We start from the raw sequence: 15,741 nt of genomic DNA, 5'->3' as shown, positions 1-15,741 counted from the left end.
GTGAGATCTTTTGCGTATTTATTCTTTTCTATTCATATTTTACGCTGGTTCTTCTTCATTTGTCTATTAAAGCAGGAGCTCCAGCTTATCTTAAGATAGAACCGTATGGAAAGCAAAATCCAAGTGTTTCTATTTTACTGGCAGACAGCTGTGATATTTGATACAATTAATAAGTTAAAAAGCTGTAAATGACCCGCCGAACAGGCGGTTTGGGAGGATATAAATGAAAGAGCAAGGAATACGCAGAGAAGACGTAGAGCTGCTGGCTCCGGCGGGAGATTGGGACTGCATGCGTGCAGCGGTGGCGAACGGGGCGGATGCTGTCTTTTTTGGCGTAGAGAAATTTAATGCACGGGCCAGAGCGAACAACTTCCGGATGGACGAGCTGCCGGAGATTATGGCGTTTCTGCACAGCTATGGAGTGAAGGGGTTCCTGACCTTTAATATACTGGTGTTCGAGAATGAGCTGCCGGATGCCAAGGGACTGATTGATGCCTGTGTGGACGCTGGTGTAGATGCTGTAATCGTGCAAGACTTGGGGCTGGTGAAGATGATCCGTGAGATCTCTCCGGACTTCCCGATTCACGGTTCTACACAGATGACGATTACCTCGCCGGAAGCGGTGGAATTCACGAAGCCGTGGGGGCTGGAACGCGTCGTACTCGGGCGTGAAAATAATCTCAAGCAGATCCGTACGATTGGCGATCAAGCCCGCCTGCCTATGGAAGTGTTCGTGCATGGTGCGCTATGCGTATCTTATTCGGGCCAGTGTCTGACTTCCGAAATGTGGGGCGGACGTTCAGCGAACCGCGGGGAATGCGCCCAGGCCTGCCGTCTGCCGTATGATCTGATGATTGATGGTGAAGTGAAGCCGATGGGCGATGTGACTTATCTGCTGTCGCCGAAGGATCTTGCTGCCATCGACCTGATGCCGGAGCTGATTGAAGCCGGAGTGACCTCATTCAAAATCGAAGGCCGGCTCAAAACCCCGGAGTATGTTGCCAATGTGGTTAGTAAGTACCGTAAGGCGATCGATAAGTATTTTGAAGGTAATTGGACGCCTACCTCGAAGGAGGATATGCGTGAGCTGCAACAGAGCTTCTCGCGCGGTTTCACGAACGGTTTCCTTGAAGGCACCAATAATAAAAAATTAGTCGATGGCACCTTCCCGAAAAGCCGCGGGGTGTACCTGGGCACCGTGGAACAGATCCTGCGCGATGGGGTGGTCTGCCGGATTCATGCTCCGCTTAAGCGCGGAGACGGCATTGTGTTCGATGCCGGAGATCCGACGAAGAAGGAAGAAGGCGGCCGTGTCTATGATCTGCGCCGCAAGGGCGTCAAGCTGGAAGGCGAAGCCGGCGAGGGCTGGATCATTGATATCGTTCCCGGCCGCAGTGACGTAGACCTGCGCCGTCTGCATGTGGGGGACCGCATCTGGAAGACGAACGACCCGGCGCTCGACAAGGCGCTGCGCCAGTCCTACGAGACCGAGAAGCCGTACCGGGTATTCCCAGTTCATGTAAGAGTACAGGGCTGCGTAGGCGAGAAGCTGACGACCTGGTGGACAGACGTTCAGAAGAACGTCACTGTCCGTGTGGATTCGGAGCTCGCGCTGGAGACAGCGCAGAAGCGTCCGATGGATACCGCGCTGCTGGAAGAACAATTCGGCCGCCTGGGCGGGACCCTGTTCCAGCTTGAAGCGCTGGAGTCGCATCTGCAAGGCGACGTGATCGTGCCCATGCGCGAGCTGAACAGCATCCGCCGCCAGGCGGTGGAGCTGCTTGCAGGCGAGCGCCCTAAGCCTCCCGTATATGTGAAACGGGAGGTTGAGGTCTACGGCGGTGCCTCCCGCAGGGGCGCCACAACGGGCACCATCGCCGCAGGAGATGGTGCGGGGGCGGGCAGCGGTGAAGCGGAGCTCACCGCGCTGTGCCGCAGCCTGCCGCAGGTGCAGGCTGCGCTCGAAGCCGGCGTAACGAATATATACGCCGATTTCGAGTTCATCAAGCAGTTCCCGGCGGCAGTAGACGCTGTGCGGGCTGCTGGGGCCAGCATTGCGCTGGCCACCCCACGCATCCATATGCCGAACGAGAACGGCTACCATGCCAACATCCTGCGGCTGCAGCCTGATGCTGTGCTGGTCCGCAACACCGGTGCGCTGTATTATTACCTGCGCCACCGCATGGAGCATCCAGAGGCTGCGCATCCCCGGCTGATTGGCGATTTCTCGCTGAATATCGCCAATCACCGGGCTGTGGATCTGTTCCTTGACGCCGGTTGTGACATGGTGACACCGTCGTATGACCTGAACATTCAGCAGATGGTCGACCTGCTGGGGCACAGCGACACCTCCCGCATGGAGGTTGTTATCCACCAGCATCTGCCGATGTTCCATACAGAACACTGCGTCTATTGTACCTTCATGAGTGAAGGCACGGACTACACCAACTGTGGCCGTCCTTGTGAGGAGCAGCGTGCGTCCTTACAGGACCGCATCGGCATGTCCCATCCCGTCCGTGTGGATGAAGGCTGCCGCAACACCGTCTATAACGCGATAGAGCAGTCGGGCGCTGAATACCTCAATCACTTCCGTGAGCTAGGCGTAGCTTCTTTCCGTGTTGAGTTCCTGGAGGAGACCCCAGAGCAGGTGGCAGAGGTTATCAGCCTCTACAGCCGCGCACTACGTGGCGAAATCTCCGGCACCCAGGTTTGGAAGAGCCTGAAGGCTACCAACCAGCTTGGGGTTACGCGCGGGCAGTTGGTGAATGCGAAGTAAATGAGTTAGACCCATTCCCCCAAGGGTGGACTTGTTTTCGCACGTTTCATGCACTCAATCAGCTAAGGCCATAATAACAGGCCCGGCAGAAACCGAGGCCATCTAACCAGATGGCTCCCGATTCTTCCGGGCCTGTTTTTGTATCTTCCACACTATCCAGCCAACCAAACCTTTTACCCATCCGCTCTTTCTTACAACGGGAACAGCTCTGGCCAGATTTCCAGAGCTTCACCACAGGCTGGACAGGACACATGACCGCAGAGATAGGGAAGTTGCTCCAGGAGTTGACCGTTCTTGATGGTATGAGCTGCTTGCCATAGGCGTGCTAACGGGCTGTCTTCCGGCCGGACACTGCCAATCTCGGAAGGTGTAACAGCTTGACCATTCTCCTTGCCGCTGAATACCGGGTCGTCAGAATAGGCGGTCATCCCGGGGCTGTTCTCATCCGGCCAGATATACATTTCCTCATAACAGCTCGGGCATCCGACCATGTATTCATCGCCTTCCGAATAGGTCAACAATATACCCGCTACTGCCCGATCTCCCCGGTAAGCAGCATCCGCAGCGAGGATGTATCGCTTCTCCTGGTCATCCTTTTGCGCCGATTCCGCATAGCGGAAGATCTCTTCCGACAGGTTGCCCAGGTATTCAATAGCAGTGAGGTAGGCCGTATAAATCTCTTGGACAAGCTCCTCAGCAAGCGGCGGGTTCTGGTGAGCAAACTCAGAAGGAAGATTTTCGCTGTTCACTGTCAGCTGATTCGTCAGGAAGATCCCGCAGTTCACGTAAATATCCAGTTTTACTTCGGGGTCATCCGACTGCCTGGCAAGCTGCGACAAATAAGGCACTGCGGCAAAAGTGCAGCTGTAGATCGTGTCCTGATGGAACAGGTGCTCCCAGTACAGCTCATCTTTAACCTCGGTGCTATACTCCTTCCGCAACTGCTGCAGTAACCCGGGGACCGCTTCAGCAGGGCCGAAAGGGCCGTGAAGCTGTTGCCATACCGGACTGGATAAGTCTAACATGGATACCCTCCTCTTCGAATGGAAGTGCTGTATAGTGCTGTTATATCAACATCCAAAGGGAACGTCAACGCTGGGCGTTCACCCAGAGATCTTCGTCCCTGTTTGTCCCTGCCTCAGTATACTGCCCAAAATCAGCAGGAACTGTTATAATTGAGATTATGAGTATATCTGTTAAAGGAGCTATGAGATGAAGATCCGTAAAGCGATTATTCCCGCTGCCGGTCTGGGAACACGCTTCCTGCCTGCGACCAAAGCGATGCCCAAAGAAATGCTGCCCATCGTAGACAAACCAACGATTCAATATATTGTGGAAGAAGCAGTTGCTTCTGGGATTGAAGATATCATTATTGTGACGGGTAAAGGCAAGCGCGCAATCGAAGACCATTTCGATAATTCATTCGAATTGGAATTCAATTTGGCAGAGAAACAGAAGTGGGAGCTGCTGGAGTCGGTACGCAAATCCTCTGAGATGGCCGATATTCACTACATCCGTCAAAAAGAACCGCGCGGCCTCGGACATGCCATCTGGTGCGCCCGCAAGTTCATCGGTAACGAGCCGTTTGCGGTTCTGCTGGGAGACGACATTGTGGAGTCGAACAAGCCCTGCCTAAAGCAGATGATCGAAGTGTACGAGCAGTACAGATCCTCCATCGTCGGCGTTCAACCCGTACCTTGGGAGGATGTTTCCCGTTACGGGGTGGTAGACGGATCTGAATTAGCAGAACGTGTCTATAAAGCCAACCGGCTTGTAGAAAAGCCTAAGCGTGAGGACGCTCCATCCAACCTGGCGATCCTGGGACGTTATATACTGACTCCGCGTATCTTCGATATGCTGGGTGAGCAGCAGGTAGGTGTAGGTGGGGAAATTCAGCTTACTGATGCTATCTCACGCTTAAGCGAAGTGGAGCGGATAATAGCTTACGACTTTGAAGGCAGACGGCATGATGTCGGCGAGAAGATGGGTTTTATCCAGACAAGCATTCATTACGCGCTTCAGCATGAGGAGCTTAAGGAAGGGCTGCTAGAGTATCTGAAGGAAGTTATTGAGAACGAGGAGAGACTGATTAGCAGGTAATCAAACTATTACTTATGTTCATACTTATTGCTTTCCCCCCTTTAATCATAAAAAAGCGGCCCACTGTACTCAGACAGTAAGCCGCTTTTTTGTATATCTGTTCTGTTATTCCGATCAGTACTGCGTATTCACAACAGCCTCAATGGCTGCGGCCTCAGCCGGATCTGCGGCAACCAGCTTGTCATAGACTGGCTGATCGACTGCTGCTCCTGCTTTCTTCAGTGCCGCCAAATACCAGCGGGCTACTTCGCGGTTAGCGGTATCACTGTAATCGTCACTTAAACCAAGCTTCAACGTAGCAGCAGCCACATCATTTTGTCCTGAGATGACCTGTAGCTTACCCACATTTAGTGCAATGGCAGGGGTAACTGAGAAAGGACGGCCCTGCAGCTGTTCAGGAGGCAAGGTCTTCAGATGCTCCACACCATCCACCACATGCTTGTACGCATCAAGTCCGGCGGTGAGGTATTCCTGTTTCTTGGCCTCATCCTTCTGCTCAGCCGCCGCAGCAGCAAGTGTCTGGGCACGGTTTATCAATGACTCATACCACGTGATATCCCAGTTGAACTTGTAGGCATTGTCACTGTATACTGCCAACGCCATGTCAGGTTGGCCCTTCAGATCGTAATAGCTGGCCAGTTGAGTCAATAGATTTTTATTGTAAGGCTCATCTTTCAAAGCACGCGTCAGCACATTGGACGCTTCAGCCAGATACTGCTCATCTTGAGTTTGCTTGAATACCTGCATGTCAAGAGAGGACAAGTATAATGCTGCTTCCGGATGGTAAGGACGGGCATCAAGTGCTTTGACCAACGGAGTTTTGATCTCCTCATAGGAAGTACTCACGGAAACTAAGTTTTTGCCCTTGAGAGCAGCATCACTGGACCCGATGTAGTTGATTGACAGGAACAGCAGGAATATCGTCCCGATTGTCAGTACAGCCATGTACCCCATTCGAATTCCGGCTTTATTCAAGCTCTGGCGGAGCGGTTTGTTATCCATTACAGCGCCCATACCAGCTAAACCGATGAACACCATAATACCCATGAAGGCATAACTCATGTTAAAGTCCAGCAGACTGTGGATCAGGATTGACAGCGCAATAATGTAGAAGAAGAACCCGTTATGGAATTCATCCTTGTCACGCTTCAGGTAGGCACGGATGTATTTGTAGAAAATATATCCGATGAAACCCATGAACACAATGAACCCGACAATCCCGACTTCGATCAAATACTGTAGGAAGAAGTTATGAACCTGACGGCTTACATATGGGTTGTTCTGGTACTCTTCATATAAGGCAGACCAGCCGCCCCCGCCCGATCCTAGAATAGGATAATCCTTCACTACCTTCATGGCATCTTTGTAGAAAGTAAATCGTTCGAGTACACTATGCTGCTTGAAGTTAATGTTCTCCAAACGTGTCTCAATGTTATCCGGCAATATACTGCGAACACTAGTCCCAATCAGCAGGAAAGCTACAACAGCTACAGCCACGACTGATCCGAGCGGAATCCATAGTCCGGTGAATTTTCGGGTTTCCGAGCCCCCAAGCTTCCCATGCAGCCATGGCGCCGCAAATCTTTGGATCACCCAGCCCAAAGCAGCAACGACTGCCGAGGCCCCGATCAGATAGGCCCAGGCCTTAAGTGCTGCTGAAGAGGAATAAGTAGTATTTAACTCTGTACCCAGTGTAGTCAGTGGGTTAGTAACCAGCAGAGCCGCAAGGCCAGATAGCGCAAGATGAATAATCCAGAGAATCTGCTGCGCAGGCTTTAGGAACAACAGGAGCAGGATGAACACTACAGGCAGCATGACAAGTCCCCCACGGGACAAGGTCAGCAGAAGAGATACGATAATCGGTACCAGCATGAAGCTGTGCGTCAGCGTACCATACCACTTTTTGGAGCGTGCCAGGGCATACACTGCCACGAACAGGAATGCCATGAGGAAGGCTGCATAAGTATTGGCATACTGGAAAATGGAGGTCAGACGCAGCCCGTTAGAGTCCGTCATGACTGCATCTAAATATTTACCATCACGCACCGTATTGGAGAACCAGCCTATCAGCCCCCCGGCAAATTTCCAGCTGCCAAGCCAGTTCAGCAGACCGAAACCGACGATGAAATAAGCGATCGCCAGAATGGCATTTTGAATGACAACATTTAGTTGCTTTTGCTGGAGCAAATATAACGCTATAATGAATATTGCGACATACATGCTCTGTACAAACAGCAGGTTCATCGCCATATAATGCGAAGCAGCGCCAATAAGCGACAACGCATAGGTAGCAGGCAACAGCAGCGAGGCCACAGCCAGCGCATCACGCTGTCCCTCCAGTCTGAACTTGGTGAAGTATAGGCCTATCCACACCAGCAGCATCAGGCTACTTAGGAGTGAAGACAGATAGATAGGCTTCTCAAAGTCAATCTGCTGCCCATTAAATAATCCTACTTGAAACGGGGCCCAGACCAAAAAAACAATGAACCCTATCGCTAACGCCCATATGTAACTGGATATCTTTTCAACATTTCTCGACTGAACCGCATTTTTACCGTATACTGGTTTCGACACGTTTATAATCTCCTTTATCTGTAGGTACGAGGATATTTTAGCATATGAGACATGTCTCGGCCAACATAGGAGCAGTAGTTAGTTTTTAGGATGATAATTATTGCGATTTAGTTATAAGTATCATTTGCTAATACAAAATTACTAATACCAAATTCATTATAGTTAGGGAGAAAAAAAGTGAGAAATTTTTTAAAATTGATTAGACAGAATAGACATTTGATGAAACAGTTAGTTAAACGGGATGTATTACAAAGATATAAAGGTTCTTACTTGGGAATATTATGGTCCTTTGTTACACCTCTCTTTATGTTGGCGATCTATACATATTTTTTTGGCTTCGTATTTAATAATAGGTGGGGAGCATCTGCCTCTGATAATAAATTTGAATTTGCTTTAGTATTATTTTGTGGCTTAATTGTTTTTAACTTCTTTTCTGAGGTAGTTACGAAGTCACCAACACTAATGATCAGTAATACCAATTTGGTGAAAAAAGTAGTTTTTCCTTTAGAGATTTTGTCAATAGTATTAATGCGGTCTGTTTTAGTGCATACAATTATTAGTATAGGGATTTTGGTAGTAGGTCTGTTGTTTATTGGTTCTCTTCATTGGACTATCATTTTTTTACCTCTCGTGTTTTTGCCTATCGTTTTATTTGCAACAGGATTTTCATGGCTCTTATCCTCTTTAGGAGTATTTATAAGGGATATTACACAACTAATTGGTCTAGTAATGCAAGCACTTATGTTTCTTAGTCCTATATTCTATCCAATAAGTATCATTCCTGAAAAACTTAGATTTTTATATTACTTTAATCCACTGACGTATGTGGTTGAAGATATGAGGAGAATTTTAATGTGGGGACAAGTTCCAAATTGGAAATTTACTATCTTAGGTCTAGTCCTAGGCTCTATAGTATTTGCATTAGGTTTCGTCTGGTTTAGAAAGACAAAGGGAGGGTTTGCAGATGTCCTCTAATGCTATTGAAATTAATGATATTAGCAAATCATTCTTAATGTATGAAAAACCAACTGATCGTCTGAAGCAGTTCTTTGTAAAAGATAAAGATAAACTAAAAAATCAGTTTTGGGCCCTGAAAAATGTTAACTTTCAAATTCCAAAAGGTAAAACTATAGGTATTATTGGGAAAAATGGTTCCGGCAAAAGCACTTTGCTTCAATTAATAGTAGGTACAATGACTCCGACTCAAGGGAATATTGATGTTGACGGTAGAATTTCTGCACTACTAGAATTGGGGAGTGGATTTAACCCGGAATTTACAGGGCGTGAAAATATTTATCTTAATGGAGCGATCATGGGGCTTTCAGAGACTGAAGTGAAAGAGAGAGTTCCTCTTATAGAGAAGTTTGCCGCCATTGGAGACTTTATAGATCAACCTGTTAAAACATATTCCTCTGGGATGTATGTAAGACTTGCGTTTGCTTGTGCAGTTAATGTCGATCCCGACATTTTGATTGTAGATGAAGCCTTGTCTGTAGGGGATATGCAATTTCAGTTGAAATGTATTGAGAAAATGAAAAGTTTTAAAAAAGAAGGGAAGACAATTTTATTTGTTAGTCATGATACCTATTCAATCCGTAATTTTTGTGATGAAGTTATTTGGATGATGGACGGACAAGTTCATATGAGGGGAGATGTGAATGGAGTCTCTCAATTATATGAGGATTATATGAAAAATATGTTGGATATACCCGATGAATCATCTGATACTCAACAAGAAAGTATAGATTTTCAAAGTAATACTTTAACAATTGGAGAAGTGAAATTCTTCAATAAAGATATGCAGTCAACGAAGCAGTTTCAATTTAATGACGATATTATAATTGAAGTGAGTTATGAGTTGCATCAGAGTATTGAAAATTTAGTTGGGGGTATTGCAATATTCGATAGGGAAAACAAATATGTTTGTGGTCTCAACACGAAATTAGACCAGTATCCACTTCCTTCTAAATCAGGAACGTATAAACTAGTGTTGACTTATGAAAAAATTTCTCTTTTACCTGGAACATATTATTTGGATATAGGCTTCTTTGAAAGTTCTGGTTTAATTAGATTGGATTACAAAGCGAGGTATGCTTCTTTTAATCTAGGCTCTTCTTCCTATTTTGCTGAGGGTTTATTATTTCTAGAACATTCTTGGAAGGTCGAGGAGGATGGAAGTTGAAGTATCATTATTCTGTAGATTTAGAAACGGATACTCCACTATCGGTAATACTAAGGAATGTGAAGCCGAATTCAAAGGTGTTTGAGTTTGGACCCGCAGATGGCTACATGACAGAGTACTTGAAGAATGAGTTGAAGTGTGAAGTATACTGTCTGGAAATTGATGAGTTAGCAGCCGCCAAAGCTGAAATGTTCTGTGACAAGATGATTATAGCTGATCTGAATAAAACAGAGTGGTTAGAACAATGTGAAGATCAATTCCAATATTTTGATTATTTGATATTTGCAGACGTCCTAGAGCATCTGGTGAAGCCCGAAGAGATACTGGGGAACTTAACTGAGAAATTATTAAGAGATGATGGGAAGGTTTTAATCTCTGTTCCCCACATTGGGCATACAGCTGTAATACTACAGCTAATGCAAGGGAAATTTGAATACAAAGAAACAGGGCTATTAGACAGAACACATTTAACCTTTTTTACTCGCGATAACTTGGAAAAACTACTCCTTTCAGCAGACTTGTCATTGCTGGAACTTCATAAGATTTGTATGTTGCCGGAGCAGACAGAATTGTCAAGTAGTTATAGTATGGTTCCAAGTGCAATAGAGGAGTACTTGAAAAATAAAACTGATGCTCATGTATATCAATTCGTTACTGTTTCAGAAAAAAACAAGTCTAAGAAATCTGATGATTGTAAGGATTATATTGAAAAAGAGAGTTATAGATTTGCGAATTTTATACAATTGTTTTGGAACACAGGTGAGGGATTCAAAGAACGAAATTCAAAAAGACTTCCACTGCAAGCGGATGGGGAATACCATAATTATGTCTTTGAGTTTAAGTTGGATGAAGGGGATTTGATGTCACTTCGTTTAGATCCAACTAATTTCCCCAGCTTTGCAAATCTACGTTCTTTTAAAGTGTGGGGCATGGATGCCGTTACTAATAAATTAGAGGCTATTGAAAATAACAATTTAGTAGCCATTCATGACTTGGAAATCGAAGTTCATGAAGACGGGTTGGATTTGTTCTCATTTGGTGAAGATCCTCAATTACAAAAAGATTTTATCCATGAAAATATGGAGAACTATAAGCTGTTTCGTGTTCAGGTTGAGATGTTATTTGAAACAAAACTTAAGCCCCAGTTATTATATAATCTCCAAAAAAGATTAGATGATCTGAGAAATACTAATGGATTAGAAGAAATGGCTAAAATGATTGCAATTCTGCAGCTAGAACTAAAGACATCAAACAATCTCATAATTAATTTGTTCGATGCCCAGAATGAGAAATTAGAATTTATGAACCAGATGAGTAATGAGTTAGAGTCTATTAACCGAAAAAATATAGAACTTGAATTAGAGATTAGTAGTCTGAAAAGTTCATTTTCATGGAGAATAACTTCTATATTTAGGTATATAAGGAGCTTATTTAGCTAAATTTTAGGCAGGAGAGGGACTATCATTGAAAACTTTAGATATTATATTAATATCGTATAATTCTGAGAAATGGATCAATCAGCTTTTAAAGAGCTTATACAATCAAAATTATCCTTTAAATAAATTACATTTAACTTTTGTTGATAATTGTTCAAACGATAGAAGTAGAGAATTAATAGAATCATTTGATGGAAAAGAAGATTTTGGTGGCTATGAATACCATTTTTTAGATAAAAATCTCGGGTTTGGTAAAGCTAATAATTATGGAGTTAAAAATACGAATCAAGATTATGTCTTTTTCTTGAATATTGATACTGAGGTTGACAAAAACAGCATTATAGAACTCATGAAGGCTGTCGATAACTCTGATGATAGTATTGGGTTGTGGGAAGCGAGGCAATTTCCTTACGAGCATCCTAAAATCTATAATCCTGTAAGTATGGAGACAAGTTGGTCTAGTGGTGCTTGTTGTTTAGTTAGAAGAGACTATTTCACACAAATAGGTATGTTTGATGAGAAGATTTTTATGTATGGTGAAGATGTTGATTTAAGCTGGAGATTTAGAGCTCATGGCTTTAAGCTGATATATGTGCCTAAATGTATAATTCATCATTATACGTATATGAGTGCAAATGAAGTTAAGCCTAATCAATTTTATAATAGTACATTCATGAACTTGATGCTTCGTTATAAGTTTGGAGATATTAAGGATATTATTAAGGGCCATATTATGTATGGTGGATTACTTGTAGTTAAGGGACCTTCCAAGAATCATAAGGCTAAAGTGTTCAAAAATATAATTCGTGCCCCTTTTGAAGGATATAGGTTTAGAAAGTGGAAATTTAAAAATGCAAAATCAGTTAGATTTCAAGCTGATTTTAAAATGTGGGATTATGAAATTATAAGAGAAGGCGCATTCTACATCAATGAAAAACCTGAAAACACGCCTCTTGTATCTATTCTAATAAGAACATGTGGAAGACCTAGTGTATTGCGAGAAGCTTTGATAAGTGTTCGAAATCAGACATACAGCAACATTGAAGTTATTGTAGTTGAAGACGGTCCAGCCATTTCAGAAAGTTTAATATTAAAGGAATTTGCAGATCTAAATATAGTTTATAAAGCTACGCATGATAGGGTTGGAAGATGTGTAGTCGGTAATATAGCAATGGAAACAGCTACGGGAAAATATTTTAATTTTCTAGATGATGATGATTTACTCTACGCAGATCATGTTGAAGTTTTAATTTCTCAATTGCAGAAAAATCCCGACAAAAAGGCTGCTTACTCTATAAGTTTTGAGGTTCCGACGGAGGTTATTTCTAAAGAACCCTATGTATATAGAGAATTGTTTCATAATGTACAACATAGGCAACCGTTTAATCGCCTTATTCTGATGCATCATAATTATTTCCCTATTCAAACAGTATTATTTGACAGAGAAATATACGATGATTTAGGCGGGATAGATCCAAATATGGAAGTTTTAGAGGATTGGGATCTATGGTTGAAGTATGCACTGAAGTATGACTTTTTATATGTTGAAAAATTAACCTCGCTTTATAGAATCCCATCGAATGTGATTTTTAATACTGAGAGACAGCAATTATTTGATAAGTATTTGTCAATTGTGAGAGAAAAACATTTCAATAAAAAGTTTGAGATAAATATGGCATCCATATTTAAAGATGCTGAGTTTTTACTGAACAGACCACCCACATTAATATATAAAGCAAGAAACATGAATTTTAGTACTTTTGTTTTTAAAGTGAGAAATAAAATTTTTTATTATATGAAAAAAATTTTAAAATAATCGATTAAAAAGGATTGGATGTAAACCATGGAGTTCCTTATCTTTTTATTGACTATACTACTCTTGTTTTTTCAAATTGGATTATTTTTTGGGCAAAAAGTTGCGGGGAAACTTAGAATATTGTGCTTGTTATTTGCTACTTATATATCATATATCTCTGTGATAAGTATTTTATTGGATGTATTAGCGATTAGAGTTACTGGCTATAGTGTTTCTGTTATTAATATAGTATTCGCAGCTTTTTTGTTTATTCTTTACAAAAAGAAACGTATTTCTTATCATTCTCCACAAATCAAGAGTAACCTTTATAATCTTTACGCTGTTTTTCTTACAGTAATAATTAGTGTGTATGTTTTTTTTCATCTCTATTCTTCTTCAATGAATATTAGATTTGTTACAACTGACCCGGCAGTTCATTATTTGCTTGCGAGTTATTTTTCTGAAACTGGAAGGCTTTTATTACGTGTAAATAATTTAATCGCTTATGAAGGATTGAGCAGTTATCCATTTTTAGCTTATTCAAATACTGGATTGTTAATGAGTTTCGTAGAATCAAGTGTCTCGAAAATTGCAATATACCTTATAAGCAATATTTTAATTTACTTCTTTCTCATATTAACATTATTTTCTATTTATAGTAAGTTCGTTAAAAAAGTGGATTTTCTACAGACTACAATTATCATAATAATTGCTGCTGCAGGATATAATTTTAATAGTATAATTTTCGGATTTACTAGTCAAATGGCAGGGGTTTTACTAGTCCTAACAATAATTTTAATTAACGAATCAATCGAAAATAAAAAAGTGAAAATCTTGTTATTAACTCTGAATATGGTAGGTTTGTTTTTTGCATACTACTATTTTATCCCGGCTGCTATGATCGCATTTGTTTTGTCGGATTTAATTGATCAAAGAAATTTTAACTATAAGAGTATCATGAAAAATATTTTATCGATGCAAAATATAATAGTTTGTGGTGTTACTTTTATATGTGGAGTTTCGTACCTTCTTATTTTTAACAATAAAGAGTTATCCAGTGATATAAGCGCAATTGCTTCTGAAGGATATATTTATAGAGATCTATATTCAAATTTTAAACCATATTTAATTTTTGCGGTTCTATCATTTTCCTTATGGATCAGAGAAAAAAGAACGTCGTCAATATTTATATTTACTCTAATATATGTACTACTAACTCTTGGCCTCTTATATATGGGAATGCGTGGAGAAGTATCCTCTTACTATTACTTTAAAAATTATTACTTACTAGAAAATTTGTTTATTCTGCTATTCGTTATAGGGTTGAATTATACTAAAATAAGATTTAGGGCTCTGTACTTCTCTATTGTATCGATTATATGTATTTTAGGATTAACCTCAGTTTTTTTAGATAAACCTATTCAGCAGAAAAACCTATTATTTAATGTAGAGTTGGAACGTAATGTAACTAAAATTCAAAATTTCAATAAAGAAACTGCTATAAACATGACTACTATTTTTAATGAAAAGCAGAGGGGGTTTATGGACAGAATAGTCAAAAATAAGACAGTTTATCTTGAAGGTTCAAATTACATACCTGTTGTTGGGGATTTATTGCAACAGTTGTGGTTTTATTCATACACCGAAATATGGCCTAAATATAATAGTAACGCCTTATCTTCTTTCTATGAAGACCCAATTCTGGATTATAAAAAGTGGAAGAATGATCTTAATAAGAATCCTTATCTAATATTATTTGATAGTATGAGTAGTGAGGAATGGTCAAAGAAAGAAAATATTGACTTGAATGATTTCGATGTCATAGTTAAAGTTGAAGGTGCAGTTCTATTAAGATTAAAAGAAGCTTCAATAAGCAATAATATGGAGTGAGGGTGAAATATGCGTATACTTGGTATAGTACCGTGTTTTAATGAAGAAGAGAATATAAGATGTTTAATTAAAGAATTGTCTGAGTATTCTGATATATTAGATTTTATAATTATAAATGATCACTCAACTGATTCAACTTCTTTAATTTGTAAGGAAAGCAACGTAAACATAATAAATCTTCCATGCAATTTAGGAATAGGGGGAGCAGTTCAAACCGGTTACATTTATGCAAAAGAAAATAATTATGACATTGCAATACAAATCGATGGTGATGGGCAACATGACCCGGCCTATCTGAAAAATTTAATTTGTCCGATAGTGGAAAACGGAGTTGATTTTGTCATAGGTTCGAGATTTATAAAAAAAGAAGGTTATCAGTCATCCTTTACAAGACGAGTTGGTATTGTTTACTTCTCTGGATTGTTGCAAATGTTAACGCGGCAAAAGGTAACTGACCCTACATCGGGATTTAGAGCATGTAATAAACGAGTTATTCATTTTTTTGCTGGTAATTATCCATCTGACTATCCTGAGCCAGAATCTATAATGGCGCTAAGCAGAAGTGGCTTTAAAATAATGGAAATACCTGTTCTGATGAGAGAGCGTAACGGGGGGGTATCATCAATTAAATCCCTAAAAACTATATACTATATGATAAAAGTTACTCTTGCTATTGTTATAGATTACACACGAAAACATCAGGTTACTTAAAGGATGGTACTAAAATGTTTCCTTTGAAATTGCAGTTATCGCTTATTATTCTATGTATTATACTATTGTTCTTTTTAATTAATATGATAAAGAAATATCAATTGCAACTAAGATATGCGCTTTTATGGATTATTGTAGTTATTATTATGATAACAATATCTATACTACCTCAAATTGCCTTCTTTTTTACTAGTCTATTCGGTTTTCAGGCACCCTCAAACTTCGTTTTTTTGGTAGGCATAATATGTGGGCTTGTTATTATCTTTAGTCTGAGTAT

Annotated in this window: 10 protein-coding genes; 8 read left to right on the top strand and 2 right to left on the bottom strand. The window is 41.4% G+C overall.

The genetic code is table 11. From position 1 onward, the window contains the following. The first annotated feature begins 223 nt into the window (after positions 1 to 223). On the top strand, positions 224 to 2,776 hold the full coding sequence (locus tag MKY12_RS28695; protein WP_339311801.1) for a DUF3656 domain-containing protein: 2,553 nt from the start codon (positions 224 to 226) through the stop codon (positions 2,774 to 2,776). 191 nt (positions 2,777 to 2,967) lie between these two features. On the opposite strand, the gene MKY12_RS28690 is transcribed toward MKY12_RS28695, so the two are convergent. Continuing rightward, positions 2,968 to 3,801 (bottom strand): hypothetical protein, encoded by an 834-nt coding sequence (locus MKY12_RS28690; RefSeq protein WP_339311799.1) that lies wholly within the window; start codon positions 3,799 to 3,801, stop codon positions 2,968 to 2,970. A 187-nt stretch (positions 3,802 to 3,988) separates the two neighbouring features. Here MKY12_RS28690 and galU point away from each other — a divergent pair, with 187 nt between their 5' ends. After that, a complete protein-coding gene (gene galU, locus MKY12_RS28685) occupies positions 3,989 to 4,876 on the top strand; it encodes a UTP--glucose-1-phosphate uridylyltransferase GalU (RefSeq protein WP_339311798.1) in 888 nt (295 codons plus the stop codon). Between the two features lie 114 nt (positions 4,877 to 4,990). Here galU and MKY12_RS28680 read toward each other — a convergent pair whose 3' ends face one another. Further along, on the bottom strand, positions 4,991 to 7,450 hold the full coding sequence (locus tag MKY12_RS28680) for an O-antigen ligase family protein (RefSeq protein ID WP_339311796.1): 2,460 nt from the start codon (positions 7,448 to 7,450) through the stop codon (positions 4,991 to 4,993). A 177-nt stretch (positions 7,451 to 7,627) separates the two neighbouring features. On the opposite strand from MKY12_RS28680, the gene MKY12_RS28675 reads away from it, so the two are divergent. The 6 genes from MKY12_RS28675 (at position 7,628) to MKY12_RS28650 (ending at position 15,464) form a co-directional block, all read left to right on the top strand. Further along, positions 7,628 to 8,425, top strand: coding sequence for an ABC transporter permease (locus tag MKY12_RS28675; protein WP_339251687.1), 798 nt, complete (start codon positions 7,628 to 7,630; stop codon positions 8,423 to 8,425). Continuing rightward, on the top strand, positions 8,415 to 9,632 hold the full coding sequence (locus tag MKY12_RS28670; RefSeq protein ID WP_339251685.1) for an ABC transporter ATP-binding protein: 1,218 nt from the start codon (positions 8,415 to 8,417) through the stop codon (positions 9,630 to 9,632). Before MKY12_RS28675 ends, MKY12_RS28670 begins: the two co-directional genes overlap by 11 nt. Continuing rightward, positions 9,629 to 11,071, top strand: coding sequence for a methyltransferase domain-containing protein (locus MKY12_RS28665; RefSeq protein WP_339251683.1), 1,443 nt, complete (start codon positions 9,629 to 9,631; stop codon positions 11,069 to 11,071). Before MKY12_RS28670 ends, MKY12_RS28665 begins: the two co-directional genes overlap by 4 nt. 25 nt (positions 11,072 to 11,096) lie before the next feature. Next, a complete protein-coding gene (locus MKY12_RS28660; RefSeq protein ID WP_339311794.1) occupies positions 11,097 to 12,884 on the top strand; it encodes a glycosyltransferase family 2 protein in 1,788 nt (595 codons plus the stop codon). Positions 12,885 to 13,262: 378 nt separating this feature from the next. Then, a complete protein-coding gene (locus MKY12_RS28655) occupies positions 13,263 to 14,753 on the top strand; it encodes a hypothetical protein (protein ID WP_339311793.1) in 1,491 nt (496 codons plus the stop codon). Positions 14,754 to 14,762: 9 nt separating this feature from the next. Next, positions 14,763 to 15,464, top strand: coding sequence for a glycosyltransferase family 2 protein (locus MKY12_RS28650; protein WP_339311792.1), 702 nt, complete (start codon positions 14,763 to 14,765; stop codon positions 15,462 to 15,464). Positions 15,465 to 15,741: the final 277 nt, after the last annotated feature.

Origin of the sequence: Paenibacillus sp. FSL M7-0896 (assembly GCF_037975415.1) — a bacterium.
GTDB lineage: Bacteria > Bacillota > Bacilli > Paenibacillales > Paenibacillaceae > Paenibacillus_AQ > Paenibacillus_AQ silagei.
Note: the sequence above shows the minus strand (reverse complement) of the source record. Positions and strands in the feature narration are given on the sequence as shown.